Consider the following 26,835-nt stretch of genomic DNA (forward strand, 5'->3'; position numbering starts at 1 on the left):
GGCGACGGGTCCCGGGGCCCCAACCCGTTCCACGGCCGCAGCGACAAAACGGGCGGAATATCCCGAACCTTGAGAATGTGTGATGTTCTACTCGGGGCATGAGCACCCACGACCCCTCGGGCCCCCAGCCGGAGGGGGGCGGCAAGCCCTCCTTCGACAAGCAGTCCCCGCAACCGGGCGGCGGCACGCCGGAAGGCCGGCCGCCGGGCCCGACCCCGTCCGACAGCCCGGCCGGAGGCACACCGGAAAGCCCGCCCGAAGGCCCCGCCGGCGGTGGAGCCGAGGGCCCCGGCGCGTACCAGGGCACCTACGGCGGGAGCCCGTACGGCGGACCGGCCCGCGGTCAGAACCCCTACGACCAGCCCCCGCCCGGCTACGGCACCGGCTACGGCCCCGGCGCGTACGGAACCCCCGGCGCCGGACCCGTCCCCGGCATGCCCCCGATCGGCACCTGGCCCAAGCGGATCACCGCCCGGCTGATCGACTACCTGCTCGTCCAGGCCGTCGCGATCGTCATCGTGGCCCCCTTCGTCACCCTCGGCAACCGCACCGGCTCCGCCGAAGCGTTCTGGCTCGCCTGCCTCATCTGGCTCGTCTACGAGGCCCTGATGACCAGCCGGGACGGCCAGACCCTCGGCAAGAAGGCGATGGACATCCGCGTCGCCATGCTCATCGACGGCAACACCCCGCCCCAGGCCGCCGCCTGGACCCGCTCGGCCGTCTTCATCCTCCCGGCCGTGCTCTGCTGCGCCGCGTTCTGGTGGATCATCGACGGCTTCTTCGGCGCCTTCGACAAGCCGTACCGCCAGTGCATCCACGACAAGGCCGCGAAGACCGTGGTCGTCACCACGAAGCTCTGAGCGGCGGCGCGGAACGCGTCCACGCCCGGCGGCGGATCAGCGCTGCCGGGCGTACGCGTGCTCGGCGGCGGTCGGGGTGGCCGGGGCGGTCGGGGCGGTCGGGGTCGCCGGGGCGGCCGGGTCTGCAGGGGTGGCAGGGTCCGCCGGGGTGGCTGGGGTGGCCGGGGTGGACGCGGCGCCCTCGGCCGGGTTCGGCTCCGCAGCGGCGGACGAGGCCGAGGCGGACCGCGCGAGCACCGTCACCGTGGTGCCGAGCACCAGCGCGAACACCACCAGCACCGCGACCGCCAGGACGCCCGAGGCACCCGAGACAGCCAGCAGCGCCACCGTACTGGCGACGACGGTGAACGAACCGAGGCAGAACTGGGCAGCGGAGGGACGCGGCATGGCGGGGGTCCTTCGCACGTCGGGGGAAACGGGCGGGAATGAAGCCGGTGCCAGAAGTCCTACCCGGCAAGGGAGTTCACCACCTCCAGGCTAGTCCCCCCGCCCGGGGGCACAGGGGGCGCACGGGCTCACCCCGGGGTCGTCCGCCCCGGTCTGTACGGTGAACCGGTACGTGCCGACACCACGCACCACCCAGCACCACCGGGCGCCACCAGGCACCCGTCACCACACCCCGGGGGAACCGACCGTGCCCGTGCCCGCCGACTGGCCCACCACCGAAGCCCAAGCACGCGCCGAACAAGAACGGCTGCGCCCGCTCGTCCGGGCCCACGACGACCAGGACACCCCGGTCGAACTCATCGCCGGCGTGGACGTCGCCTACGACGACGAGCACGACCTCGTCGCCGCCGCAGCCGTCCTCCTCCGCCGGGACACCCTCGACGTCGTCGAACAAGCCACCGCCGTCGGCCGCATCGCCTTCCCCTACGTCCCCGGACTCCTCGCCTTCCGCGAGATCCCCGCCGTCCTCGACGCACTCGCCGCCCTCACCCGCACCCCCGACACCGTCGTCTGCGACGGCTACGGCCTCGCCCACCCCCGCCGCCTCGGCCTCGCCAGCCACCTCGGCGTCCTCACCGGACTGCGCACCCTCGGCGTCGCCAAGACCCCCTTCACCTTCGACCACCACCAACCCGACGCACCCCGCGGCTCCTCCACCCCGCTCACCGACCCCGCCACCGGCGAAGAGGTCGGCCGCGCCCTGCGGACCCGGCCCGGCGTCAAACCCGTCTTCGTCTCCGTCGGCCACCGGATCAGCCTCGACACCGCCGTCAGCACCACCCTCGACCTCGCCCGCCGGTACCGCCTCCCCGAGACCACCCGGCACGCCGACGCCCTCTGCCGTCGCGCCCTCAGCCAAGCCCAGCACAACGGGACGACCACGAACTGACCAAGCCCCGGGATTCGTGCCCGGCGTGTTAGACATGAGACACCGAGGCCCGGCCCCGACGACCAGGGACGGACGCACGGGGGAGGCGCCGACATGGGATCAGGCACGGGCACCGGCTCGACCGGCGGAGCCGGACAGGGCTACCGCGTCGAAATCGAACAACTCCGCAGCTTCGCCGGCCAAGTGCGGCTCCTGCTCGCCGACTTCCAGAAACACGCCGACGGCACCGGCACCCACGGCCGCAGCGGCGTCGGCAAGAACGCCTTCGGCACCTTCGCCGAAGCCACCGAGATCCACGGCCGCTACAGCACCATGCGGGACGCCCTCCGCGACCTCCTCAACCAACTCCAGGAAGCCGTCGAGGAAGCCCAGCGGAAAGCCGACCTCACCGCCACCAACTACGAAGAACACGACCAGCACACCGCGAAGAAACTCAAACTCGGCGGCGACGGCTGGTCCGTCGACCAGCCCTCCGCAACCAGCCGGGCCGCGCAGGAGAAGAACCTCACCCCCTCCAACCGCGGCAACGCCACCATCTAGCCACCGCCCGCCCGGACACGAACGGAGGCGAACCGGCCGTGGTCTACACCGACTTCACCAAATACAGCCACGCCCAGCTCCGCGCCATGGCACAAGCCCTCGACCCCGGCGCGGTCATGGCCGCCGGAGACCCCTGGCGCACCGCCTCCGACACCCTCAAACAGATCCGCCTCACCCTCACCAAAGCCAGCACCGAAGCCACCACCACCTGGGAAGGCAGCACCAGCGACGCCTTCCACACCCGCATGCTCAACCTGGCCGCCAGCATCAACAACGCCGCCGCCTACGCCAACGACGCGGCCAACATCCTCCACAACGTCTCCGACGCCATGGCCAAGGCCAAACGCGAAATGCCCGAAGAACCCGGCAACTGGGACGAGTTCAAGGACAACGTCAGCGACGGCGTCTCCGCCCTCTTCGGCAGCGGCGACGACGAACACATCCCCATCGCCGACCGCAAGAAGGCCGAAGCCGCCGCCATCATGCAAACCCTCGCCATGCACTACCGCATCGCGACCCCGGCACTGAAGGCTCCGCCGCCCTACGACCCCAAGAAGCCGCCGGGGATTCCCGGGGGTCGGGACGATTTCTCCGACCAGACTGCTGGAGACCCGAGTGCGGCCGCCGCAGTGGGCGGTGTGATGACCGGCATGAGTGTTGGTGGCTTGAACTCGGCAGGAGGCTCCTACCGTGGGTCTACGAATGTCCCGACGGAGCCACGAAACCGCAGTGTGAGCAGGGGTGGCGGTGGCGTTGCGCCGAATTCGTCGACGGCCGTACGAAATGCGCAGATTCCATCGGAGCCCGGGATCAAGGGTGGAACAGCCAAGGCGCAAGGGAAGCCCGAAACGGTCAATTTCGGTGCGGGAACCACCGTCGACGGTGTGAGCACCGTTTCGAAGCCGACAGCGGCCGGACCGTCACCGGCCGGGGTGACGGGCACGCCGATCCCCGCCGGATCGGGGCCGCAAACAGGCGCTGGCCCCACCTGGCTCCAGCCGGGCAAGGGAGAGCCGGGACTCGGGCTTTTCGACAGCGGCCGAGCGAAGCAGGCGTTCGTCGAGGGAGGCGCTGCTGGTCGAGGTGACCGGCCGACCGGTCCGGGAGTATCGCGCGGCGGGTCTGCGCGCGGGGTGGAGGGAATCCACGGTGGCGACCTCGGCGCGGTAGGCCCCGGAAGCCGCCGTGCAGGCGGCACGGTGGTCGGTACGGGCGAGCGAGCGGTGCCGGGAAGCAAGGCGCCTGCGGGCGAAGCGATGCCGGGCGGCAAGCGGTCCTTCACTGAGGGAGGCACCGGACTCGGGCAGCGCGGGCGGCTTCGGGGGGAGTCGGCAGCTACCTCCGGTGCCACCTCGGGCTCCGCGTTTCCGGTCGGCGGGGCTCACGGACGGGCCACGGACAGGGAGAAGGGCCGTAGGCGGCCGGACTACCTGGTGGAGGACGAGGAGACGTGGGCGTCGGACGAGCCCGCCAATCCCGACGTGGTGAAATGACCCTGGTCATCAGGAGACCAGGTGATCCGATCGAGGCCCCCGTGGTTCGTGAACCACGGGGCTGTCGCTGTGCTGAGTGGGGTGACCGGCCTTGGGAGACTGGCAGCTTCGGCGTGGGGCGACTGCGCTGGTGGCGGGGGGACTGGTTGCCGCGATCGGCGCCGCTCCCGCTCACGCGGACAGCACCCGCGATGCGCAGTGGGTGCTGACCGACTACGGCGCAGGCAGCACGCTGTGGCCGGTGTCGCAGGGGGCTGGTGTCACGGTCGCCGTCATCGACAGCGGTGTCATGAAGGACCATCATGACCTTGAAGGTCAGGTTCTTGCCGGTGCCGACTTCACCGGTGAGGGCAGTGACGGAACGGTCGACAAGGACGGTCACGGAACCGGGATGGCGAGCCTCATCGCCGGCCACGGCCACGGGGACGATGCCGGGATCATGGGACTGGCACCGAAGGTCAAGATCCTCCCGATCCGGGTGAGTTGGAGCACTGACGGTTCCGTGGCGCAGATCGGCCTGGCGAATGGCATTCGGTTCGCCGTCGATCACGGAGCCACGGTGGTCAACATGTCGATCGGCGGGTATTCGGGGTCCGATCAGGAGACCAGGACGGCGGTCAAATACGCCGTCGACCACGATGTGGTCCTCGTCGCGTCGACTGGAAACAGCGGGCAGGAGACAGCATCTGTCGAGTACCCGGCTGCGTTTCCCGGCGTGGTGGCGGTCGGAGCGGTGAATCGGCAGGGGCGTTTGTGGGAGAAGTCGACGTACGGGCCTGAGACTACGCTGGCTGGGCCCGGAGCGGAGATCTACCGAGCGAGTGCGAAGTCCTCGGCGGGCTACGGAGTCGCCAATGGGACCTCGGACGCTGCAGCCTACGTTTCCGCCACCGCTGCGCTCATCCGCTCGAAGTACCCCGCTCTTTCCGCCGGGCAGGTCATCAATCGGATGATCAAGTCGGCCGCGCCGCCGGCCGACGGGACGGTGGTGCCCAACAACCATTACGGCTACGGGATCCTGGCGCCGGCGAAGGCACTGGAGGCGAATCCGGCCGTGGACAACGGGTCGCGGGAGAACCCGTTGGTGAAGCGGCCGGAGTCGCGGGGGGCGCCGCCGGCGGATGATCCGACGGATGGGGCTTCGGACGTGGCGGTCGCGCCCGGGGCGGATGGTGGGGGGAGCCGCGGGAACGGGATGGGGCTCGTCGTGGGGGCGGCGGCCGGTGGGGTGGCGCTCGTGGTGGGTGTGGTGGTCGCCCTCGTGGTGCGGGCGCGGCGGCGGAGGCGGGTGGCGGCTGCCGGGGCGTTCCAGCAGCTGCCGTTCCAGCAGCCTCCGTACGGTGGGTCGTAGCGGTGATTGCTCGGTCCGGTGTCGTGCCGGGGGCGGGGTAGGGGGCCGGGGGCTGGCAGCATTTCGGCGGCGGCTGGCGTTCCTGCTGCTGGTGGGGCGTCCGCGGTGGCGGCCATGCTGGGCCCATGAGCACTTCTGAGAGCGCCGCGAGCGCGGTGGATCCCGTGAACGCCGTGAGCCCTGTGGATGTCGTGAGCCCCGTTGCCGGGGAGGTCGTCCCGGACACCAAGGACTGGACCTGGGTGCTCGAACGTCCTTGCCCCGAGTGCGGGTTGGACACGCCGCGGGTGGTGCGCGAGGACGTTGCCGGGATGGTCCGGGCGAACGCGGAGGGCTGGCTGGCGGTGCTGGCGGGGGGCGGGGACGGGCTGGGTCGGCGGCCGGAGCCGGGGGTCTGGTCGGACCTGGAGTACGCGTGCCACGTCCGGGACGTCTTCCGGTTGTTCCTGGTGCGGCTGGGTCTCATGCTCGACCGGGACGACCCGCTGTTCCCGAACTGGGACCAGGACGAGACGGCTGTCGCCGAGCGCTACGGGGAGCAGGTGCCGGGGGTGGTGGCGGGGGAGCTGGCGGAGGCCGCGGAGGCGTTGGCGGCCGCGTTCGAGCGGGTGGCCGGCGAGCAGTGGCGGCGGACGGGGAGCCGCAGTGACGGGGCGCGGTTCACGGTGGAGTCGTTCTCCCGGTATCTGATCCACGACCCGGTGCACCACTTGTTCGACGTGACGGGCGAGCGGGTCTGAGACCGCCTCCGGGGCAGGGTGTCGGGGCGCGCGCGGGGTGTGCGTGGTCCGGGAGGGGCGCGCGGGGCGCGAGGTCACCAGCCGGAGGCCTCGCGCAGCATGGTGCGGCGCAGTCGGCCGGCCACGCTGGCGGCGTCGGTGCCGATGACGTCGGCGATTTCGGGGGCGGCCAGGCCGACGACGTAGTGCAGGATGGCCAGGTCGTCGTCGGCCGGGCGGCGGTCCGGGTCCGGGCCCGGATCGGGCGGTTCCAGCCGGGTGTGCTCGGCGACGGTGCCGCGCAGGATCTCCCAGGCGTGCGCGGTCGGGTTGGAGCTTCCCATCAACTCGCGCCAGTGCACCGCGATTTCGGCGAACGCCTGTTGGACGGCGGTGGCCGCGTCGCTGTGCTCGGTCAGCCACACGCGGGCGTAGCTGAGGTACCGGGGGCGGTGGAGTTCGCAGAACGCGGTGAACTCCAGCGGTACGTCCTCCGGCTCGCCGGGCCCCGGGGGTGGCTCGGCAGAAGTCGCTTGACGGTTGGTCATCTCGTCTTCTCGGAAAGGGAGATGGGTTTCTGACGGTCGATCATCTGTGCTCACTCTACGGTAGGCCCTCGGTGCGCTGGGTGACCAATCCGATGGAATGCCCGGAACCCGTCGCCGCCCGGCCGGTTCCGGTGGCGACCGGGTGCGGCAGGGCGGCGGAACGGCCGGGCGGGGTGCCGGCGCGGGGCCGGCGGGTGGTGCTGCGCAGTGGCGTGGGAGGCGTAGGTGCGAGCGCGTCGCAGCTGGTCAGAGGGTGTAGGACGACTGTGACTGCAAGGCAGTTGATGTGCCACCGTAGGCCCTGCGGCGGCTGACGTCCACGCCCGCGGCGCGAACCCGGGCCCGCACAACCACCCGCGCAACCGTGCTCGCGATCACAGCGAAGATCACTGCGTCGAGGGGCGCGGACGCTGGTACGGGCGCCGGGACAACCACACGCATGGACGTATCAGGGGCCGGGGCCGGGGTGGGCCGAGGGTGGGGCCGAGGGTGAGGCCCGGGCGGCGGGGCGGTGCCGGTGCGGGTGGTCCGGCCCTGTGGTGGGCGGCTGCGCGGTTCGTCGGTGCCCCGGCGGCCTGAAGCTGGCCTCGGCGGCCGGGGCGGTGCGGACGGGCGGTGCGGTCACCCGTCGGTGGTCGTCCGTCAGGAGGTCGTGCGGGCCTCCGACGGGGAGATCCGGTCGGCGGCGGTGTCCCGTTCGGTCTGGGTGGGGAAGGACTCGACGGCCCGGCGCCGGGCCGCCTGCGCGGCGGTGGCTGCCGCTGCCGCAGCCGCTGCGGCCGCTCCGGCGGCGGCCTCCTCGCGCTCGCACCGGTGCGCCGCCTGGGCGGGGTGCGCCGCCGGAGCGTGTCCGCCGGTGGTGCCGTGTCCGGCGGTGCCGTGTCCGGTGGTGCCGTGTCCGGGGGTGGTGTGCCCGCCGGTGGTGCCGTGCCCGCCGGGGGGCCGTCGGCGGCGGCCGACCGCGGTCCGGGCGGCGTGTTCCTCGGCCGCCTGTCTAGCGGCCAGGTAGGCCTGCACGGCCGCCATGCCGTAGACCGGCTGGATGAGCTGGTGGCCCTTGAAGAACGGCCTGGCCGGGGCGAATCCGGCGGCGACGACCAGGTCGCGGATCTCTGCTATCTCGGCTTCACTGCGGGCGGTGAAGCGGACCTCCCAGCCCTTCTTGTACGTATGGCCCTTCTCGCCGCTGCGGCGGGCGGGGTCCGGGCGGCGGACGTATCCGGGCAGGCGGCCGAGGCGGAGCTGGGCCGCGCGGAGGCCGGCGGTCTCGTCACGTGACATGACGTAAGCCTAGGCAATCTCCGGGGTGGGATTGACGCCTGGAGGGTCCCTCGCCGTATGCCTTTGATCACTCTGGGTCAGACGACCAGGTCGGCGATCGTTTTCGATCAAGTGTGACAACCGGATGGGCGTCAATTACTCCAAATGAGTGAGGGTATGAGGACTTTAGTGCGGGCTGATCCCGGTTTCGCGACGGTTGCGTAACAGTGCGTCAGGCTCCCGGTCACGGGTCGGGGTGGTTGGGGATGGTGTCCGCATGAGCTACCGGATTCCCACGCCGCCGCCGTCACTGGAGGAGCTGGCGAAGCGTCAGCAGAACGTCGTCACCGCGAGTCAGCTGCGCGCCCGGGGCGTGCCGGCCCGCGTCATCACCGGGCACTGCCGTCGGGGAGGCCCCTGGCAGCGGCTGCTGCCGCGGGTCTACCTGCTGCAGCCCGCCGAGCCCACCCCGGAGCAGCGGATCTGGGCCGCGCTGCTGTACGCCGAGCAGAACGGCCGCGAGGAGGGCCGCCGCGAGGGCGCGGTGATCACCGGCGCGGCGGCCCTGGCGCTGTACGGCTTCGCGGCCGTGCCGCGGCTTCCCGCGATGACCGGGGTGGACGTCCTGGTGCCCCGTCAGCGCCGGCTGAAGGACGTCGGCGAGGTCCGGATCCGGCGCACCGAAAGGGAGTTGGTGGCCCGCTCGGTGCACGGACTGGCCTGTGCGCCGGTGGCCCGGGCGGTCGCGGACGCGCTCGGCGAGTGGACGGCGGACCCGCAGGCCCCGGCGCCGGTGCGCGAGGTGCTGCGCGAGGCCGTCTCGCGCCACGAGGACGGCTGCACGGTCCGGGAGTTGGCCGTCGAGCTGATCGAGTCCGGGCTGACCGACGAACCCCGGGTGCGCGCCGCGCTGGACGAACTCCTCGCCGCCGAGCGGGACTCGGTGCTGGAGCGGCTCGGTCACCTGGTGGACGAGTGGTTGCTGCCCGTCCCGCTGAACGCCCCCGAGCTGCGGATGCGCGGCGGCACGTACATCGCCGTCCCGGACCTCTACTGGCCGGAGCGCGGCGTCGCGGTCGAGGTGGACTCGGACCTGCGCTGCGTCAGCGAGGGCGAGGCCGCCTGGGTGCGCGGCGGCCAGCACCGGATGGAGTACCTGGGCATCCGCGTGGTGTACGTCTCCGGCGCCCGGCTGGCCGCCGACCCGGACGCGGTGGGCGGCGAGTTGCGCGAGGCCCACCGGGCCGGTGGCACGGACGTGGTGGAGCTGCTGGTGGTCTGAGCCGGCGGCGCCGTCGGCACGACCCCGGGGGCGCGGGGAGGTGCGACGGTGCGCCGGGAGACGCCAGGGGGACCTCAGAGGGACCTCAGAGGGACGTCAGGGGACGCCGGGAGACGTCAGGGACGGACCACCGGCGTGCCGACCAACTCGACCCCGGCCGCCCGCAGTTCCTCCAGCGCGGCGGCGGTGGTCTCCGGGGCCACCCCGGCGGTGAGGTCCAGCAGGACGCGGGTGGCGAAGCCCGCCCGGACGGCGTCCAGCGCGGTCGCCCGCACGCAGTGGTCGATGGCGAGGCCCACCACGTCGATCTCGTCGACCTGCCGTTCGCGCAGCCACTCCAGCGGGCCGCGCTCGTTCTCGTCCAGTCCCTCGAAGCCGCTGTACGCCGCCGAGTGGGCGCCCTTGTCGAAGACCGCCTCGACCGCACCGGAGATCACCGCGGGTGCGAAGTTGGGGTGGAACCCCACGCCCTCGGTGCCGGCCACGCAGTGCACCGGCCAGCTGTCGACGTAGTCCGGCTCGGCGGAGAAGTGCGCACCCGGGTCGATGTGGTGGTCGCGGGTGGCGAGGATGTGCTGGTAGCCGGGGGAGGATTCGGCGATCAGATCGGTGATGGCGGCGGCCACCTCGGCGCCGCCGGCGACGGCCAGGCTGCCGCCCTCGCAGAAGTCGTTCTGAACGTCGACGACGATCAGTGCCCGGTGCATGGCTCGCATCCTCGGATGTCGGGGGCCCGCTGCAGGCGGCGCCCCGGTGGGGGAGCCCTCGGGAGTACTCGGCCCGGCGGTGCGGGGCTCGGGGGGTTCTCGGGGAGCTCCGGGGAACTCTACGGCTGACTCTAGGGAGTGCCGCGCGGGGGCGGAAGCCCCCGGGGGCGGTCCGGGTGGGCCGGACCGCGGCCTGCGCGGCCCGGAGGGCGGCGTCGGTCAGAGGACCGCGTCGGCGGTCAGGACCAGTTCGGTCGGCAGCACCGGGTCGCCCTTGGAGAGCTGGGTGGCCGACAGCGGCAGCGCGGCCCGGGCGCGGACGTGCCGTTCGCGGGCGGCGCTCAGTGGCTCCCGGCCGACCGTCTCACCGGCCCGTACCAGCGGTACCTGCACCAGGTGCGGCCGCAGCTCGTCGGGGACGGGCCCGGTGCCGACCACCTCGGCCTCGGCCACGCCGTCGGCGTCGGGCCGCCGGGCCGCCCACTTGCGGCCGCCGGTGCTGGTCTTGCCGCCCGCCGCGCGCTTGGCCACCGGCACCAGCGGCCCGCCGTCGTCCCCGGCCCTGGCGACCAGCTTGTAGACCATCGCGCAGGTCGGGTGCCCGCTGCCGGTGACCAGGCTGGTGCCGACGCCGTAGCCGTCCACCGGGGCGGCGGCCAGGGCGGCGATCGCGTACTCGTCCAGGTCCGAGGTGACGATGATCCGGGTGTCGGTGGCGCCCAGCTCGTCCAGCTGGCGGCGGACCCGGTGGGCCAGCAGGGTGAGGTCGCCGGAGTCGATCCGGACGGCGCCCAGCTCGGGGCCGGCCACCTCGACCGCGGTGCGCACGGCCTCGCGCAGGTCGAAGGTGTCGACCAGCAGCGTGGTGCCCTTGCCCATCGAGGCGATCTGGGCGCGGAAGGCGTCCCGCTCGCTGTCGTGCACCAGGGTGAAGGCGTGCGCGGCGGTGCCGGTGGTGGGGATGCCGTGGGTGAAGCCGGCCTCCAGGTCCGAGGTGGCGGCGAACCCGGCCACGTACGCGGCCCGCGCGGCGGAGACGGCGGCGTGCTCGTGGGCCCGGCGGGCGCCCATCTCGATCACCGGGCGGCCGCCGGCGGCGGCGGTCATCCGGGAGGCGGCGGCCGCGATCGCCGAGTCGTGGTTGAGGATCGAGAGGATCACCGTCTCCAGGATCACCGCCTCGGCGAAGCTGCCCTCGACGGTGAGCAGCGGGGAGCCGGGGAAGTAGACCTCGCCCTCGGGGTAGCCGTGGATGTCGCCGCGGAAGCGGTAGTCGGCGAGGAAGCGCAGGGTGTCCTCGTCGACCACGCCCTGGTCGGCCAGCCAGTCCAGCTGGGCGGTGGTGAAGCGGAAGTTCTCGACGGCGTCGAGGACCCGGCCGGTGCCGGCCATGACGCCGTAGCGGCGGCCGCTCGGCAGGTGGCGGGTGAACACCTCGAAGACGGAGTGGCGGTGCGCGGCCCCGCTGCGCAGGGCGGCCTGCAGCATGGTGAGCTCGTAGCGGTCGGTGAGCAGCGCGGTCGACCCGGCCGCGCGCACTGAAGTGGCGTCCATGGGGATGATGCTACTACCACTTAGCGTCAGAGTGACGATTTCTCGCCGAGCGGGCCGGGGCGGAATCGCCCGGGTGTCCCCCGGATGGCAGCATGGGGCGTGAGGAGCAACGGACGAACGTGCAGCGAGGAGGACCCGGCGTGAGTGTCGCGCCCGCGGAGATCGAGCGCCCCGAGGTCGAAGGTCTGCCGGTGGCAGAGCCGGACACGCCCTGGGTGACCATCGTGCACAACGACGCGGTCAACCTGATGAGCTATGTCCAGTACGTCTTCCAGGCCTACTTCGGCTACCCGAAGGACAAGGCCCGGAAGCTGATGATGGACGTCCACACCAAGGGGCGGGCGGTGGTCTCCAGCGGTTCCCGCGAGGAGATGGAGCGCGACGTCCAGGCGATGCACGGCTACGGCCTCTGGGCGACGCTCCAGCACGACTGACGCCGGACCGCCGGCCGTATGACCGAAGACGACGAAGACGGGCTGACCGATACAGATGGCTGGGTTGTTCGAGAGCACCGGCGGTGGCGGCGCGACGATCGCGCTGGACGAGTGGGAGGCCTCCATCCTCCGCTCGCTGGAAGTGCAGTTGCTGGAGCTGATCGGCCCCGGCCCGGGCGGTGGCGACGGCGACCCGCTGGCCGCGCTGTTCGCCGAGGGGCCGACCGAGGCGCCCGCCGACCCGGTGCTGGCCCGGTTCTTCCCGGACGCCTACGGGGACCCGGAGAAGCCGGATGACGACGACGAGGCCGCGGCCTCGTCCGGCGAGTTCCGCCGCTTCACCGAGCTGGACCTGCGGGCCCGCAAGCGGGACGACGCACTGTTCGTCGTCCGGGCGCTGGACGGCCTCGGCGGCGACGGGGTGCTCAAGCTGGGCACCCCCGACTGCCCGCGCTGGCTGGGCGCGTTGAACGACCTGCGGCTGGCCCTCGGCGTCCGGCTGGAGGTCACCGAGGACGACGAGGAGGGCCTCTACGAGCTGCCGGACAGCGACGAGCGCAAGCCGCTGGTGATGGCGTACCTGTGGCTGGGGGCGCTGCAGGAGTCGCTACTGGAGGCGATGGTCGACTGAACGGCGCCGACTGAACGGTGTCGACTGAACGGCGCCGACTGAACGGTGTCGGCCGGGCGGTGCGGGCCGGGTGTCGCGGGTCGGGCGGCCGGTCCGGTAGGCGGCTCCGACCCGGTGAACGGAGCCCGAACCCGGGCGTATCACCGGATGAACGTGGAGCGGCCGGCCCGCTCCCGTTCGCGTTTCCGGGGCGATCGTGCCCGGTTTCGGGCAGGCCCCGGCGATTTCGTCCAGGATGTGGACGATTCGCCGGGGCTTTTCCGTGCAAAATGGGGCAGATCATACCAGGTCATGCTCAAATATCGCTCAGATGAACACCGCTGTCCGGACGGCCCGTGGTACGACTTCTCCACTCCCGAGACCGACCAGGACGGTGCACCATGGCCGAGAAGTTGTACGACCACGTGGTCGACACCAAGCCGGACGAGGAGGGCTACGAGCGGGGACTCGGCAGCCGCCAGATCCAGATGATCGCGATCGGCGGAGCGATCGGCACCGGGCTCTTCCTCGGCGCCGGCACCGCGATCTCCAAGTCCGGCCCGAGCCTGATCCTCTCCTACGCCGTCGCCGGTGTGGTGATCTTCGCGATCATGCGCGCCCTCGGTGAACTCCTCACCTACCGCCCGGTGTCCGGCAGCTTCGCCGAGTACGCGCGGGAGTTCCTCGGCCCCTTCGCCGGCTACGTGACCGGCTGGACGTACTGGTTGTTCTGGGTCGTCACCGGCATGGCCGAGACCACCGCGGCCGCCGTGTACGTGAAGTTCTGGGCGCCCGGTATACCCCAGTGGGCCAGCGCTCTGACCTTCCTGGTCGTCCTCTACGCGGCCAACCTGATCTCGGTGAAGCTGTTCGGCGAGATCGAGTTCTGGTTCTCCATGGTCAAGGTCACCGCCATCATCGGCATGATCCTCATCGGCGTCGGGGTGCTCACCCTGGGCTTCAGCAAGGCCGGTGACACCGCGTCGATCTCCCACCTGTGGCAGGACGGCGGCTTCTTCCCCAAGGGCATCGGCTCCACCGTGATGACCCTCCAGATCGTCATGTTCGCCTACCTCGGCGTCGAACTCGTCGGCGTCACCGCGGGCGAGAGCGAGAACCCCGAGAAGACCCTCCCGCGCGCCATCAACACGCTGCCCTGGCGCATCGCGCTGTTCTACATCGGCGCCCTGGTCGTCATCCTCTCGCTCGTGCCGTGGACCGAATTCCAGCCCGGCGTCAGCCCGTTCGTCGCCGCCTTCGGCAAGATCGGCATCCCGGCCGCGGCCGGCATCATCAACTTCGTGGTGCTCACCGCCGCGCTCTCCTCCTGCAACTCCGGGATGTACTCCACCGGTCGCATGCTGCGCGACCTCGCCCTGCGCGGCCAGGCCCCGGGGCGGCTCACCGCGCTCAACTCCCGCCGCACCCCCGCCTTCGCGATCACCGTCTCCTGTCTGCTGATGGGCGCCGGCGTGGTGCTCAACTACCTCGTCCCCGCGCGGGCGTTCGAGTACATCACCTCGGTCGCCACCGTCTGCGGCCTGTGGACCTGGGCGATGATCCTGATCTCCCAGATCCGCTACCGCCGGGCCTGGAAGGCCGGCCGCCTGCCCGCGCCCGGCTTCAAGTCGCCCGGCGGCGCCTGGGTCAGCTGGGCCGCGCTCGCCTTCCTCGCCCTCGTCGTGGTGCTGATCGGCCTGGACGAGGACAACCGGATCTCGCTCTACGTCTTCCCCGGCTGGGCCGTGGTGCTGGTCATCGGCTACCGCTTCCTCCAGCGCCGCAACCCGCAGGCCGTCAACGGCCCCGCCCACGACCACCCGCACGCGGAGGACGCCGCCTGAGCCCGGGCTCCGCAGGGCCCGGGACCGGACGCACGGCGGGACCGCACGTGCACCGGGACCGGCCCGCGGACGGCCGTCGACCGCGCCTCGGACACCCGTCGACCGCGCCTCGGACGCCCCGGCGGACACCCGCCGGGGCGTGGCTATCCTGACCGCATGCTGACCATCACCCGAGAAATCCGCGACCGGATCGTGGCCCACGCCCGCGCCGACCACCCGGACGAGGCCTGCGGCGTGGTCGCCGGACCGGCCGGCACCGGACGGCCCGAGCGGTTCGTCCCGATGCTCAACGCCGCCCGCTCGCCCACCTTCTACGAGTTCGACTCGGGCGACCTGCTCAAGCTCTACCGCGAGATGGACGACCGCGACGAGGAGCCGGTGATCGTGTACCACTCGCACACCGCGACCGAGGCCTACCCGTCGCGGACCGACGTGAGCTACGCCTCCGAACCGTTCGCCCACTACGTCCTGGTCTCCACCGCCGACGGCAACGGCGAGGACGACGCCTACCAGTTCCGCTCGTTCCGCATCGTGGACGGCGAGATCACAGAGGAAGACGTCGAGGTCGTCGAGGCCCACCCGGCCTGACCGGCACCCGCCCGGACGCGGCCCGCCGACCCCGGCGAAGGGACGGCGGGCCCGCCGCGTCTCAGCACTGGGGACGAGAACATCCGGATCCCGAGACGGGCATGTCGGAGCGGGCCCGGGAATCTATACGATGAGCCCATGCGTTCCGTCGATGTGAGCAACCAGGCCCCGGGCACCCGCCTCGTGGCGCGCCTGCACATCGACCTGTGCCGGCACGCCGGCGCGATCTGTCCAGGCACGCCCGCGCGCTCGCGCTGAGAGCCGCCGCACCCCGCCCGGGCCCGCCGCCCCTCCGGCGCCGCCGCGCCCGGGCACCCGTCCGCCCTGCCGCGTCCGCTGCGGCCCACCACTCCACGACTTGCACAGGAGCGCACCCATGGCCATCGAGGTCCGCATCCCGACCATCCTCCGCACCTACACCGACGGCGCCAAGGCCGTCGAGGGCAACGGCAGCAACCTCGGGGAACTCTTCACCGACCTCGACGCCCGCCACCCGGGCATCGCCGCCCGCCTCGTCGACGGCGGCGAGCTGCGCCGCTTCGTCAACGTCTACCTGAACGACGAGGACGTCCGGTTCCTGGAGGGCATCTCCACCGCCCTCGCCGACGGCGACAGCGTCACCATCCTGCCCGCCGTGGCCGGCGGCGCCCGCTGACCTCCCGGTTCCCCCGCCACCGGCGGGGGAACCACCCCCGCGACCCTCACCGCCGTGTGACCCCTCACCGCCGTGGCCGGAGGCCTCCCTTGCGTTACGACAGTCCGCTCGAAGCCGTCGGCAACACCCCGCTGGTCCGCCTGCCCCGGCTGTCCGCCGCGGTCCCCGGCAACACCGAGGGCCTGGTCACCCTCTGGGCCAAGCTGGAGGACCGCAACCCGACCGGCTCGATCAAGGACCGCCCGGCGCTGCACATGATCGAGCGCGCCGAGGCCGAGGGCCGGCTCACCCCGGGCTGCACCATCCTGGAACCCACCAGTGGCAACACCGGCATCTCGCTCGCCATGGCCGCCAAGCTCAAGGGCTACCGGATGGTCTGCGTGATGCCCGAGAACACCAGCGAGGAACGGCGCGAGCTGCTCCGCATGTGGGGCGCCGAGATCATCCCCTCCCCGGCCGCCGGCGGCTCCAACACCGCCGTCCGGATCGCCAAGGAGATCGCCGCCGAGCACCCCGACTGGGTGATGCTCTACCAGTACGGCAACCCCGACAACGCGGGCGCCCACTACACCGGCACCGGCCCCGAGATCCTCGCCGACCTGCCGACCGTCACCCACTTCGTGGCCGGCCTCGGCACCACCGGCACCCTGATGGGCGTCGGCCGCTACCTGCGTGAGAAGGTCCCCGGCGTGAAGATCGTCGCCGCCGAACCGCGCTACGACGACCTGGTGTACGGGCTGCGCAACCTCGACGAGGGCTTCGTCCCCGAGCTGTACGACGCCGAGGTGCTCACCACCCGCTTCTCGGTCGGCTCCGCGGACGCCGTCCGCCGCACCCGCGAACTCCTGAAGCAGGAAGGCATCTTCGCGGGCGTCTCCACCGGCGCCATCCTGCACGCGGCGATCGGCGTCGGCCGCAAGGCGGCGGCCGCGGGAGAGCGCGCGGACATCGTCTTCGTGGTCGCCGACGGCGGCTGGAAGTACCTGTCCACCGGCATCTACACCGCCGAGTCCACCGAGGCGGCCGTCGAGGCGCTGCAGGGCCAGCTCTGGGCCTAGGCCCGATGCCGGACCCAGTAGCCGGCTGACGGTCGGCGGGTCCGGCCGGGCCCTCGGCCCTGTCCGGCCCTAGTTCAGCACCTGCCGGGCCCGGGACCACACCTGCCGGTCCACCGTGCCCGCCCGGCGGCGGAACGCCGACAGCGGGACCTCCCGCAGCTCGTCGGTCTCCAGCCAGCTGGTCCGGCCCTGCCGGTCGCCCACCGAACCGGGCGGCAGCGGCAGCACGCCCGGGCGCTCGGCGTGGTGCTTGCTGGTGATCTTCGCGACGGTCGCGGTCCGGCCCCGCACCCGCAGCACCAGGCACGGGCGGTCCTTCGACCCGGGGCCGTCCTCGAACGGCACCTCCGCCCACCAGATCTCCTGCGGCTCGGGGCGGGACCGGGTGCTCGGGCGCGGCCGCGGGCCGGTCGGCCCCGCCGGGCGGGGGGCCGGGCGGGTCCGCCGCACCAGCACCGCCGCGACGGCCGCCAGCAGCGCGATGCCGGCCAGCGCCAGGACGACCCAGGTACCAGTCATGCCGTTCATGCGGCGAACCGTACCGGGCCGGGGGTGCGCGCCACCACCGTGACGGCTGTGACGGTTGAGCACGTGTCCGCGCTTTGCTCCCGGTTCGTCACGGAACCGCCACCGTGCCCGTTCCGCGCCGGATGTCCGGCCGCACCCCGGAAGGCTGCGTCACGAACGTCCGCCCCGTCCCCCGGAGGTGCCCCGTGCGTGAGCGAAGCGAGGTGGGTGCATGAGCCGTAGCGCCGAACTGTGGTCCTACGCCGAGATCGCCCGCCACATCGACGTCCGCCCCGAGACCGTCCGCAGCTACCGGCGCCACGGGCTGCTGCCCGGCCCCGACGCGACCGACGCCGCCGGCCACCCCCGCTGGTACCCCGACACCATCCGCGCCTGGGCCCGCAACCGCCCCGGGCACCGCTGAGCCCACCCCGGCCCCGGCCCCCGCTCCCGTCCCCGGCGTTCTGGTGATTCCAGCCACAGCCCGGCACGGGGACGGGGGCAAAGTGCCGCTCCACCCTTACCCTCGACACACCAATGCAGTGCTACCGGCCGGTTCACCGGCCCGGCCTGCCGTTTTCCATGCCGTTTTCCAGCAGCAGCCAGGACGTGTCGGGGCGGAGGGGCTCGGATGAAACTGACCGTGGTGGGGTGCTCGGGGAGCTTCCCGTCCGCCGACTCGCCCTGCTCCAGCTACCTCGTCGAGGCCGACGGCTACCGCCTCGTCCTCGACCTCGGCAACGGAGCCCTCGGCGCCCTGCAGAAGTACACCGGCCTCTACGACGTCGACGCCGTCCTGCTCAGCCACCTGCACGCCGACCACTGCGTCGACCTGTGCGCCTACTGGGTGGCCCGCAACTACCGCGCCGGTGGCTGCCCCGAACTGCTCCCCGTGTACGGCCCGGCCGGCACCGCCGAGCGACTCGCCCGCGCCTACGACATGCCGGAGAACCCCGGCATGAAGGAGGTCTTCGAGTTCCGCACCCTCACCCCCGGCAGCTTCGACCTCGGCCCCTTCCGGGTCGAGGTCGCCCAGGTCAACCACCCGGTCGACGCCTTCGCCTTCCGGCTCGAACACGACGGTCGCTCGATCGTGTACAGCGGCGACACCGGCGAGAGCGCCGCACTCGTCGAACTCGCCCGCGACGCCGACCTCTTCCTCTGCGAGGCCGCGTACATCGACGGCCGTGACACCTACCGGGCCGTCCACCTCAACGGACGCGAAGCCGGCGAGCACGCCACCGCCGCCGGTGCCCGCCGACTCGTCCTCACCCACATCCCCCCGTGGACCGACGCCGAGCACAACCGCCGCGACGCGGCCGCCGCCTACGCCGGGCCGGTCGAGATCGCCCGCGCGGGTGCGGTGTACGAGGTCTGACCGGGCACGGGACCGCCCCGGGCACGGAGCCCCGTCGGGTACGGAGCGCCCCGTCGGGCCTGCGCCCGGCGGCCGGGCGCGGTCCGCAGGGGCACGCCACCGGCGTCCGCCGGTGCCGGTGCTGCGGATCGACGTCCGTCACGGCCGCCCGGTAGGCCTCCCGCAGCCGGGCGGTGACCGGGCACGGAGGCGCGGCCAGGGCGGCGCGGGCAGGGCGCGGCCCGTCCGGCCGGCGGCCCGGACGCCACCCGAACCCGGATCGGCGGACAGCGGTATGACGGAGCGTCGACCCACCGTGCCGCGGCGCCCGCCCCTGGCGCGGGGAGCCGCTTCCGGGCCGGCGTGCACGCGGCGCGGGTGGAGCCGGGGACCGGGCGCCGGGGCCGGGGGCGGGGCTCAGCGCTGCCCGGGGACGGGCAGTCCGAGGTGGTCGCGCAGGGTCGGGCCGGTGTAGTCGGTGCGGAAGACCCCGCGTTCCTGGAGCAGTGGCACCACCCGGTCGACGAACTCGTCCAGGCCGCCCGGGGTGAGGTGCGGGACGAGGATGAAGCCGTCGGCCGCGTCGTTCTGCACGAAGTGGTCGATCCGTGCGGCGACGGTGGCCGGGGAGCCGACGAAGGACTGCCGGCCGGTCACCTCGATCACCAGTTCGCGGCTGGTCAGCCGCTTCTCCGCCGCGATCGCCCGCCAGCGTCGGGCGACGGCCAGCGGGTCGCCGAACCGGACCCGGCCCTGGACCAGCGCGCTGTCCGGGTCGGGGTCGACGTCCGGCAGCGGTCCGTCCGGGTCGTGGCCGGACAGGTCGACGCCCCAGGCCTGCTCCAGGAAGGCGATCGCGGTCTGCGGTCCGACCTGGGCCAGCCGGACCTCGGCGGCGCGTTCGGCCGCCTCGGCGTCGGTGTCGCCGAGGACGAAGGTGGCCCCGGGCATGATCTTCAGTTCGTCCGGCTTGCGCCCGTACGCGGCGAGCCGACGCTTGACGTCCGTGTGGAAGGCCTGGCCGGCGGCGAGGGTGGAGTGCACGGTGAAGACCACGTCGGCGGTGGCGGCGGCGAACTCCCTGCCCTCGGCGGAGTCCCCGGCCTCGATCACCACCGGGTGGCCCTGCGGCGGCCGCGGCAGCGAGAGTCGGCCCTCGACCTCGAACTGCGGGCCGCGGTGCCGGACGCCCTCCGCCCCGGCGTCCCAGAACTCCCTTGCCAGCTGCACGAACTCGGCGGCCCTGGTGTAGCGGTCGGCGCGGTCCAGGTAGCCGCCGCGGCGGAAGTTCTCCCCGGTGAAGGCGTCCGAGGAGGTGACCACGTTCCAGGCCGCGCGGCCGCCGGAGAGGTGGTCCAAGGAGGCGAAGCGGCGGGCCAGTTCGTACGGTTCGTTGAAGGTCGCGTTGACGGTGGCGGCCAGCCCGATCCGCTCGGTGACGGCGGCGAGCGCGTTCAGCACGGTGATCGACTCGGGGCGGCCGACCACGTCCAGGTCGTGGACGAGTCCCTTGTGCTCGCGCAGCCGCAGGCCCTCGGCGAGGAAGAAGTAGTCGAACTTCCCGCGCTCGGCGGTCCGGGCGAGGTGGCGGAAGGAGTCGAACTCGATGTGGCTGCCGGAGGCCGGGTCGCTCCACACCGTGGTGTTGTTGACGCCGGGGAAGTGCGCGGCGAGGTGGATCTGCTTGAGCGGGCGGTCCGTCATCGGGTCACCTCGGCGAGCGCGGGGGAAGCGGCGGGAACGGGCGCGGCGGCGGGCGCGAGGGAGGAGGGGAGGGGGCCGTAGCGGCCGGCCGGGCGGTCCAGTCCGAGGTGGTCGCGCAGGGTGCGGCCGGTGTACGCGGGGCGCAGCAGGCCGGCGGCGCGCAGGGCGGGGGCGATCCGGTCGGCCAGGGCGGTCAGGTCGCGCAGCGGGTCGGCGGGGACGAGGTGGAAGCCGTCGACGCCGGTCCCGGTCGCGGTGAGTTCGGCGAGCAGTCGCTCCTCGGCGGCGCGGTCGGTCCCGGCCGTCCCGCCGTCGCTGCCGTCGCTGTCGGTGGTGTCGGTGGTGCCGGTGATTCCGGTGGTGCCGACGGGCAGGGCGGCGTCGAGCCGGGCGAGGATCCGCAGGCTCTCGCCGGCGCGCAGCCGCAGCTCGGTGGCGGCGCTGAGCCGGGTCGCCCGGTCGGGGGCGTCGAGCAGGACGACGTCGGCGTGCCGGATCGCGGCGGCGACCCGGGCGCGCCCGCCAGGGGAGGCGTCCGGTGCGAGGTCGGACGCGGACACCGGCAGCACGACCACCGGGCGGCCCTGCGGCGGGCGCGGGGTGATGGACGGGCCGCGGACCGAGAAGTGGCGGCCCTCGAAGTCGACGTAGTGCAGCTTGTCGCGGTCGACGAACCGTCCGGTGGCGGTGTCGCGGATCTCCGCGTCGTCCTCCCAGCTGTCCCAGAGCCGGGCGGCGACCTCGACGGCGTCGGCGGCCTCGGCCCACAGCTCGTCGGCGGGGGCGACCGGGCGGCGGCCGAAGGCCTTGGCCTCGGTGTCGGTCGCGGAGACGCCGACCAGCCAGCCGGCCCGGCCCTTGCTCACCCAGTCCAGGGTGTTGACCGAGATCGAGGTGTGGAACGGTTCGGTGTGGGTGGTGGTGACGGTCGGCACCAGCCCGACCCGGCCGGTCAGCGGGGCGATCCGGGCGAGGGTGGCGAGCGCGTCGGGGCGGCCCGGCTCGGGGGTGAACGAGTCGTCGAGGGTGACGAAGTCCAGGGTGGCCCGTTCGGCGAGGCCGGCGAGGGCGGCGTAGTGCCCGGCGTCGAAGCGGCCGGGGCTGTCGAGGGCGGCGGACAGGTGGAGCTGGCGGGGCATGGTGAGCCTGACTTTCCTCGTGCGGAGGCGTGCGCGCAGGGGCCGGCCCGTACGGAGTCGGTGGTGCGCGGAGGCCTGCGGGTGCGCAGTGACGGCCCGCGGGCGGGCGCCGGGACGGGCGGCGGGGGAGGAACGGCGCCGGGCGGGACGTCAGCCGGGCGGCGGGGGAACGGTCGGCTCAGCCGCGACACGCCGCAGACCACACACGACCGAAGTCGATGTGGCTGCGGGTGACCAGCGGGCAGGTGGCGTTCACCGTTTCAGTTGACCAGGGGTTCCGTCGGTTCGTCAACCGCCGTTTCCGCGGGCCGGGCCCGCCCGGGAACGCCGGAGGCCCCGCTCGGCCGCTGGGGGAGCGGCGGCCGGGCGGGGCCTTCGAAGGGGTGGCGCGGACGTCAGGCCTTGGTGACGTCCTCGATCTCGTCGTCGTCCTCGCGACCGGGGGTCTTGAGGTTGAACTTGGTGATCGCGAAGCGGAAGAGGAAGTAGTACAGGGCGGCGAAGACCAGGCCGATCGGGATGATCAGCCACGGCTTGGTGGCCAGGTTCCAGTTGAGGCCGTAGTCGATCAGACCGGCCGAGAAGCCGAAGCCGTCGTGCACGCCCAGGCCCCAGGTGACGGCCATCGAGAGGCCGGTGAGCAGCGCGTGGATCAGGTAGAGCACCGGGGCGATGAACATGAACGAGAACTCGATCGGCTCGGTGACACCGGTGACGAAGCTGGTGAGCGCGACGGAGATCATCATGCCGAGGACGGCCTTGCGGCGCTCGGGGCGCGCGGCGTGGGCGATGGCCAGGGCGGCGGCCGGGAGGCCGAACATCATGATCGGGAAGAAGCCCGACATGAACTGGCCCGCGGTCGGGTCGTTGTGGAAGAAGCGCGGGATGTCGCCGGTCCAGGTGTGGCCCGAGGCGTCCGTGAAGCTGCCGACCTGCTGCTGGAAGAAGGTGTTCAGGAACTGGTGCATGCCGACCGGGATCAGCGCGCGGTTGGCGACGCCGTAGATGCCGGAGCCGGCGGCGCCGAGGCCGGTCAGCCAGTCGCTGGCGTTGGTCAGGCCGGTGCCGATCGGGCCCCAGAGCAGGCCCATGACGACGCCGAGCAGGGTGCCGACGAAGGCCATGATGATCGGCACGAGGCGGCGGCCGTTGAAGAAGCCGAGCCAGTCGACCAGCTTCTTGCGGTGGAACCGCTGCCAGATCATGGCGCTGAGCAGACCGACGACGATGCCGCCGAAGACGCCCGGGTTCTGCGGCTTGCCGGCCGGCAGCGCCTCGGTGACGGTGCCGTCCATCGGGAAGACGGTCAGCACGTTGTGGAAGACCAGGTAGCCGACGAGGGCCGCCAGCGCGGTCGAACCGTCGGCCTTCTTGGCGAAGCCGATGGCGACGCCGACGCAGAACAGCAGCGGCAGGTTGGTGAACACGGCGTCACCGGCGGTGGCGAAGACCTCCGCGACCTTCCCCCAGCCGAGCCCGTCCTTGCCGAAGACGTCGGGCTGGCCGAGCCGGAGCAGGATGCCGGCGGCCGGGAGGACGGCGACCGGCAGCTGGAGGCTGCGGCCGATCTTCTGCAGACCCTGGAGGAGGCTCTGGCCGAACTTCTTGGCGGGGCTTGGCGTGGCCGGAGCCGTGGCGGGCGCCGGTGCCTGCGCAGACTGACTCATGGGGGTGGGTTCCTTACGGCATGGCGGTCGGTCGGGGGAGGGCACAGGGGGCCGAACCGCGAACTGGTCTACACCACGGGTGGTGTAGACCAGTTTTGTAGCACGGGTGGAGAAGGGGGGGAACCCTGGAAAGGGCCGTCGCCCGGAAGCGCTATGAAATCGAAACCTACCTGCGGAACGACGATCATGATTAGTGCCGGGATTGGGATTTTGGCTATTTGCGCAACAAAAGAACGGCCGCCGCCCGGCACGGCCCGCGCGGGCCGGGGGTGCGCGAACGGGAGCAGGGCGCCGCAGGTTCACCGGCGGCCCCGGTGACGGGCGGCGCAGCGGTCGCCCCGGGCGCGGGTCCGCGCGGGCCGCGGCCCGGCAGGGGCGCCCGCGGAGGTGTCGAAGCTCACGGCTGCGGGCGGGGCGCCACCCGGCCGTGCTCGCCTATCGGGCAAACCGTGGCGATCCGACCGCCGACGCTGCGTCGATGCTCCGGAACGGGGACGGCGGTGGCGCGCTGCCGGGCGTTTCGGTGGCGCCCGATCCCCCCGCCTGGGCGGTGCCGGGCGACCCGTCGCGCCGCGGCGGGTGGCGCTGCGGGAAATGTCCCGGACGAATGAGGGAATTCTTTCGGTGGCCGGGCCGCAAGTCCCCCCGGGAAATGACGAAGGCCCCGGACCCGCGGGTCCGGAGGCCATTGCGGGCAGAAATCCCGAGGTACTCGGGGTCAGTCCTTGGCGACGTCCTCGACCTCGCTCTCGTCCTCCCGCCCCGGTGTTTTCAGGTCGAATTTGACGATGATGAAGCGGAAGAGCACGTAGTACACCGCCGCGAAGGCGAGGCCGATCGGGATGATCAGCCAGGGTTTGGTGGCCAGCCCCCAGTTGAGCCCGTAGTCGATCAGGCCCGCCGAGAAGCTGAACCCGTCGTGCACCCCGAGGCCCCAGGTCACCGCCATCGAGGCGCCGGTCAGCAGGGCGTGCACGGCGTACAGGGCCGGGGCGAGGTAGGCGAAGGAGTACTCGATCGGCTCGGTGACACCGGTGACGAGGGAGGTGAGGCCGAGCGAGAGCATCAGGCCGTAGATCTCCTTCCGCCGGTGCGGCTTGGCCGAGTGCGCGATTGCGAGCGCGGCGGCGGGCAGCGCGAACATCATGATCGGGAAGAAGCCGGACAGGAACTGGCCGGCCGTCGGGTCGCCCCCCAGGAAACGCGGGATGTCGCCGTGCACGATCGTGCCGTCGGACTTGGTGAACTCTCCGAACTGGAACCAGACGAAGGTGTTCAGCAACTGGTGCATACCGATCAGCAGCAGCGCCCGGTTGAACACGCCGAAGAGTCCGGCGCCCCCCGCGCCGAGATCGGCCAGGTCCTGCGAGAAGTCATTGAGGCCGCGGCCGATCGGCGGCCAGATCCAGAGCGCGAGAACGGCCATCAGCATGCCGACCAGGGCGGTGATCATCGGCACCAGGCGGCGGCCGTTGAAGAAGCCCAGCCAGTCGACCAGCCGGGTGCGGTGGAACCGCACCCACAGCCAGGCCGACATCAGGCCGATCAGGATGCCGCCCAGCACCCCGGGGTTCTGGTACGTCGCGGCGGCCGCCTTCGCCGAGGTGAAGTCCACGCACTGGTCGCTCACCAGTACCGTCGGCGGCTTGCAGTGCTCCGGGAAGGCGTGCAGCACCCGGAAGTAGACGAGGAAGCCGACCACCGCCGCCAGCGCCGTCGAGCCGTCCGCCTTCTTCGCCATGCCGATCGCCACGCCGACGCAGAACAGCATCGGCAGGCCGAAGGCGGAGTCGAGCAGCGCGCCGCCGGCCGCGGCGAAGACCCTGGCGACGTCGTCCCAGCCCAGGCCGTCCTTGCCGAACACGTCCGGCTGGCCGAGGCGGTTCAGGATGCCGGCCGCCGGGAGCACCGCCACCGGCAGCTGCAGCGAACGCCCCATCTTCTGGAGGCCGCCGTAGAAGGTGTGCCACCACGTCGTCCGCGGGGCAGCGGCGCCAGCCGAACTCATCCTTCGCCTTCCGGGTGCAGTTGCCGGGCGGTGGCCCCCTGAGGGACCCTCGGTCGGGGTCCAGGAACACCCGGGGTCCTTCCTGCGTTCTCCGAAGTGCACATATATTGGTGTAGACCACTTTGGGACACAGGCCGCACTCCGGGACGCCGGCCCCGCTGATCGTCATCCTCGGGCGACGATCGGGAGGCTGCCCGCCGGAATGGGCCGAAAGTGGACTAACGTGGCAAACCGGCCCTGTGCGGGTGATGCTGGTCGCGCTGCTCGTCAGCACGACCGCAGCTGAACCCGCGTCAGCCGCCGGCACGGACCTCGCCGCTCCACGGCCGAGGAACGACCCCCCCCCCACAGCACAGCGCACGACGGCACCCGGCAGAGCGGCCGGCGGGCCGAGACAGAGGGAGAAATCAGATGGCCAGCAAGGCTGAGAAGATCGTCGCCGGTCTGGGCGGCATCGACAACATCGAAGAGGTCGAAGGCTGCATCACCCGCCTGCGCACCGAGGTCAAGGACGCCTCCCTGGTCGACGAGGCCGCCCTCAAGGCCGCCGGCGCCCACGGCGTCGTCAAGATGGGCACCGCGATCCAGGTCGTCATCGGCACCGACGCCGACCCCATCGCCGCCGACATCGAGGACATGATGTGAGCTGAGCCACCCGGGCTCACCGACCCCGGCCCGCCGCCCCGCCCAGGGGAACGGCGGGCCGCGGCACGTCACGGCACACCTGCGAAACGGCGCACCTGCGTCACGGCGCACCGCACCGCGTCGCGGCAGGTGACGTGACGGCAGGCGACGTGACCGCACGCGACGTGACGGCACACCCCGCCCGGGCACGGGCCGAGCCGTATCCGAACCGCCGAGCCGAGCCACTACGCTCAGTGCCTATGTCACGCATCGACGGCCGCACCCCCGACCAGCTCCGCCCCATCACCATCGAACGGGGCTGGAGCAAGCACGCCGAAGGCTCCGTCCTCATCTCCTACGGCGACACCAAGGTGCTGTGCACCGCCAGCGTCACCGAAGGCGTCCCCCGCTGGCGCAAGGGCAGCGGCGAAGGCTGGGTCACCGCCGAGTACTCCATGCTCCCGCGCGCCACCAACACCCGCGGCGACCGCGAGGCCGTCAAGGGCCGCATCGGCGGCCGCACCCACGAGATCAGCCGGCTCATCGGCCGCTCGCTGCGCGCCGTCGTCGACCACCGCGCCCTCGCCGAGAACACCATCGTCCTCGACTGCGACGTCCTCCAGGCCGACGGCGGCACCCGCACCGCCGCCATCACCGGCGCCTACGTCGCCCTCGTCGACGCCGTCGCCTGGGCCCGCGACAAGAAGCTCCTGCGCGCCAAGGGCCAGCCCATCACCGGCGGCGTCAGCGCCGTCAGCGTCGGCATCATCGACGGCACCCCCATGCTCGACCTCCAGTACGAGGAGGACGTGCGCGCCGAGACCGACATGAACATCGTCTGCACCTCCGACGGCCGCTTCGTCGAGGTCCAGGGCACCGCCGAGGGCGCACCCTTCGACCGCGCCCTGCTCGACCGGCTGCTCGACCTCGGCAGCCTCGGCTGCGCCGAGCTCGACGAGATCCAGCGCAAGGCCCTCGAAGGCTGAACCG

The 26,835-nt window shown here is 72.5% G+C and carries 28 protein-coding genes; 18 read left to right on the forward strand and 10 right to left on the reverse strand.

The annotated features are described in order from the left end of the window. The first annotated feature begins 98 nt into the window (after positions 1-98). Positions 99-860, forward strand: coding sequence for an RDD family protein (locus ACFV04_RS06710; RefSeq protein WP_380527249.1), 762 nt, complete (start codon positions 99-101; stop codon positions 858-860). 36 nt (positions 861-896) lie between these two features. Here the strand turns inward: ACFV04_RS06710 and ACFV04_RS06715 are convergent, their stop codons facing one another. Further along, positions 897-1,247 (reverse strand): hypothetical protein, encoded by a 351-nt coding sequence (locus tag ACFV04_RS06715; RefSeq protein ID WP_380527251.1) that lies wholly within the window; start codon positions 1,245-1,247, stop codon positions 897-899. Positions 1,248-1,494: 247 nt separating this feature from the next. Between ACFV04_RS06715 and nfi the strand changes: the two genes are divergently transcribed. The 5 genes from nfi to ACFV04_RS06740 all read left to right on the forward strand — a co-directional run bounded on the left by nfi (position 1,495) and on the right by ACFV04_RS06740 (position 6,320). Continuing rightward, positions 1,495-2,196: a deoxyribonuclease V gene (gene nfi / locus ACFV04_RS06720; RefSeq protein ID WP_380527253.1), complete on the forward strand. Its 702-nt coding sequence runs from the start codon at positions 1,495-1,497 to the stop codon at positions 2,194-2,196. Between the two features lie 93 nt (positions 2,197-2,289). Next, entirely contained in the window at positions 2,290-2,736 is a 447-nt protein-coding gene (locus tag ACFV04_RS06725; RefSeq protein WP_380527255.1) for a type VII secretion target, read from the forward strand. Between the two features lie 38 nt (positions 2,737-2,774). Further along, positions 2,775-4,229 (forward strand): hypothetical protein, encoded by a 1,455-nt coding sequence (locus ACFV04_RS06730; protein ID WP_380527258.1) that lies wholly within the window; start codon positions 2,775-2,777, stop codon positions 4,227-4,229. Between the two features lie 202 nt (positions 4,230-4,431). Then, positions 4,432-5,580 (forward strand): type VII secretion-associated serine protease mycosin, encoded by a 1,149-nt coding sequence (gene mycP, locus ACFV04_RS06735; protein ID WP_380527260.1) that lies wholly within the window; start codon positions 4,432-4,434, stop codon positions 5,578-5,580. Between the two features lie 125 nt (positions 5,581-5,705). Then, the gene (locus tag ACFV04_RS06740) at positions 5,706-6,320 is read left to right on the forward strand and encodes a DinB family protein (RefSeq protein WP_380527262.1); all 615 of its coding nucleotides are present in this window, start codon (positions 5,706-5,708) and stop codon (positions 6,318-6,320) included. A gap of 74 nt (positions 6,321-6,394) precedes the next feature. On the opposite strand, the gene ACFV04_RS06745 is transcribed toward ACFV04_RS06740, so the two are convergent. Together ACFV04_RS06745 and ACFV04_RS06750 are read right to left on the reverse strand one after the other, a co-directional pair. Continuing rightward, a complete protein-coding gene (locus ACFV04_RS06745; protein ID WP_380339408.1) occupies positions 6,395-6,847 on the reverse strand; it encodes a hypothetical protein in 453 nt (150 codons plus the stop codon). A 642-nt stretch (positions 6,848-7,489) separates the two neighbouring features. Further along, positions 7,490-8,128, reverse strand: coding sequence for a hypothetical protein (locus ACFV04_RS06750; protein WP_380527264.1), 639 nt, complete (start codon positions 8,126-8,128; stop codon positions 7,490-7,492). Between the two features lie 256 nt (positions 8,129-8,384). Between ACFV04_RS06750 and ACFV04_RS06755 the strand changes: the two genes are divergently transcribed. Then, entirely contained in the window at positions 8,385-9,389 is a 1,005-nt protein-coding gene (locus tag ACFV04_RS06755) for a hypothetical protein (protein ID WP_380339405.1), read from the forward strand. Between the two features lie 116 nt (positions 9,390-9,505). On the opposite strand, the gene ACFV04_RS06760 is transcribed toward ACFV04_RS06755, so the two are convergent. Both ACFV04_RS06760 and ACFV04_RS06765 read right to left on the reverse strand, forming a co-directional pair. Next, positions 9,506-10,096 (reverse strand): isochorismatase family protein, encoded by a 591-nt coding sequence (locus ACFV04_RS06760; protein ID WP_360253401.1) that lies wholly within the window; start codon positions 10,094-10,096, stop codon positions 9,506-9,508. A 219-nt stretch (positions 10,097-10,315) separates the two neighbouring features. Beyond that, positions 10,316-11,650, reverse strand: coding sequence for a nicotinate phosphoribosyltransferase (locus ACFV04_RS06765; RefSeq protein WP_380527267.1), 1,335 nt, complete (start codon positions 11,648-11,650; stop codon positions 10,316-10,318). A 140-nt stretch (positions 11,651-11,790) separates the two neighbouring features. On the opposite strand from ACFV04_RS06765, the gene clpS reads away from it, so the two are divergent. From clpS to ACFV04_RS06800, 7 genes are all read left to right on the forward strand, one after another. Then, entirely contained in the window at positions 11,791-12,084 is a 294-nt protein-coding gene (clpS, locus tag ACFV04_RS06770; RefSeq protein ID WP_360253397.1) for an ATP-dependent Clp protease adapter ClpS, read from the forward strand. A gap of 55 nt (positions 12,085-12,139) precedes the next feature. After that, complete coding sequence (locus tag ACFV04_RS06775; RefSeq protein WP_380527269.1) at positions 12,140-12,715, forward strand: DUF2017 domain-containing protein; 576 nt, start codon at positions 12,140-12,142, stop codon at positions 12,713-12,715. Positions 12,716-13,095: 380 nt separating this feature from the next. After that, positions 13,096-14,538, forward strand: coding sequence for an amino acid permease (locus ACFV04_RS06780; RefSeq protein ID WP_380527272.1), 1,443 nt, complete (start codon positions 13,096-13,098; stop codon positions 14,536-14,538). 156 nt (positions 14,539-14,694) lie between these two features. Next, positions 14,695-15,126, forward strand: coding sequence for a M67 family metallopeptidase (locus ACFV04_RS06785; protein WP_360253391.1), 432 nt, complete (start codon positions 14,695-14,697; stop codon positions 15,124-15,126). Between the two features lie 138 nt (positions 15,127-15,264). Continuing rightward, positions 15,265-15,384 carry a putative leader peptide gene (locus ACFV04_RS06790; protein ID WP_317621128.1) on the forward strand — a complete coding sequence of 40 codons (120 nt, stop codon included), beginning with the start codon at positions 15,265-15,267 and terminating at the stop codon, positions 15,382-15,384. Positions 15,385-15,502: 118 nt separating this feature from the next. Continuing rightward, a complete protein-coding gene (locus ACFV04_RS06795; RefSeq protein ID WP_350514862.1) occupies positions 15,503-15,781 on the forward strand; it encodes a MoaD/ThiS family protein in 279 nt (92 codons plus the stop codon). A gap of 89 nt (positions 15,782-15,870) precedes the next feature. Continuing rightward, positions 15,871-16,839, forward strand: coding sequence for a PLP-dependent cysteine synthase family protein (locus tag ACFV04_RS06800; protein ID WP_380527274.1), 969 nt, complete (start codon positions 15,871-15,873; stop codon positions 16,837-16,839). A gap of 69 nt (positions 16,840-16,908) precedes the next feature. On the opposite strand, the gene ACFV04_RS06805 is transcribed toward ACFV04_RS06800, so the two are convergent. Continuing rightward, positions 16,909-17,358, reverse strand: a complete 450-nt coding sequence (locus tag ACFV04_RS06805) for a type II toxin-antitoxin system PemK/MazF family toxin (protein WP_380339513.1) — start codon at positions 17,356-17,358, stop codon at positions 16,909-16,911. 220 nt (positions 17,359-17,578) lie between these two features. Here ACFV04_RS06805 and ACFV04_RS06810 point away from each other — a divergent pair, with 220 nt between their 5' ends. Both ACFV04_RS06810 and ACFV04_RS06815 read left to right on the forward strand, forming a co-directional pair. Next, a complete protein-coding gene (locus tag ACFV04_RS06810; RefSeq protein ID WP_380339392.1) occupies positions 17,579-17,770 on the forward strand; it encodes a MarR family transcriptional regulator in 192 nt (63 codons plus the stop codon). A gap of 207 nt (positions 17,771-17,977) precedes the next feature. Next, positions 17,978-18,724, forward strand: coding sequence for an MBL fold metallo-hydrolase (locus tag ACFV04_RS06815; protein ID WP_360253385.1), 747 nt, complete (start codon positions 17,978-17,980; stop codon positions 18,722-18,724). 396 nt (positions 18,725-19,120) lie between these two features. Here the strand turns inward: ACFV04_RS06815 and ACFV04_RS06820 are convergent, their stop codons facing one another. From ACFV04_RS06820 to ACFV04_RS06835, 4 genes are all read right to left on the reverse strand, one after another. Next, complete coding sequence (locus tag ACFV04_RS06820) at positions 19,121-20,407, reverse strand: LLM class flavin-dependent oxidoreductase (protein WP_380527277.1); 1,287 nt, start codon at positions 20,405-20,407, stop codon at positions 19,121-19,123. Beyond that, the gene (locus tag ACFV04_RS06825) at positions 20,404-21,546 is read right to left on the reverse strand and encodes an LLM class flavin-dependent oxidoreductase (RefSeq protein ID WP_380527280.1); all 1,143 of its coding nucleotides are present in this window, start codon (positions 21,544-21,546) and stop codon (positions 20,404-20,406) included. Before ACFV04_RS06825 ends, ACFV04_RS06820 begins: the two co-directional genes overlap by 4 nt. 395 nt (positions 21,547-21,941) lie before the next feature. Next, positions 21,942-23,213: a PTS transporter subunit EIIC gene (locus tag ACFV04_RS06830; protein ID WP_360253379.1), complete on the reverse strand. Its 1,272-nt coding sequence runs from the start codon at positions 23,211-23,213 to the stop codon at positions 21,942-21,944. A gap of 718 nt (positions 23,214-23,931) precedes the next feature. Next, positions 23,932-25,221: a PTS transporter subunit EIIC gene (locus ACFV04_RS06835; protein ID WP_360253377.1), complete on the reverse strand. Its 1,290-nt coding sequence runs from the start codon at positions 25,219-25,221 to the stop codon at positions 23,932-23,934. 411 nt (positions 25,222-25,632) lie between these two features. On the opposite strand from ACFV04_RS06835, the gene ACFV04_RS06840 reads away from it, so the two are divergent. Next, positions 25,633-25,866, forward strand: a complete 234-nt coding sequence (locus ACFV04_RS06840) for a glucose PTS transporter subunit EIIB (RefSeq protein ID WP_030060521.1) — start codon at positions 25,633-25,635, stop codon at positions 25,864-25,866. Between the two features lie 239 nt (positions 25,867-26,105). Continuing rightward, positions 26,106-26,831 carry a ribonuclease PH gene (gene rph / locus ACFV04_RS06845; RefSeq protein ID WP_360253375.1) on the forward strand — a complete coding sequence of 242 codons (726 nt, stop codon included), beginning with the start codon at positions 26,106-26,108 and terminating at the stop codon, positions 26,829-26,831. The last annotated feature ends 4 nt before the right edge of the window (positions 26,832-26,835 follow it).

The organism is Kitasatospora sp. NPDC059599 (assembly GCF_042735125.1).
Lineage (GTDB): Bacteria > Actinomycetota > Actinomycetes > Streptomycetales > Streptomycetaceae > Kitasatospora.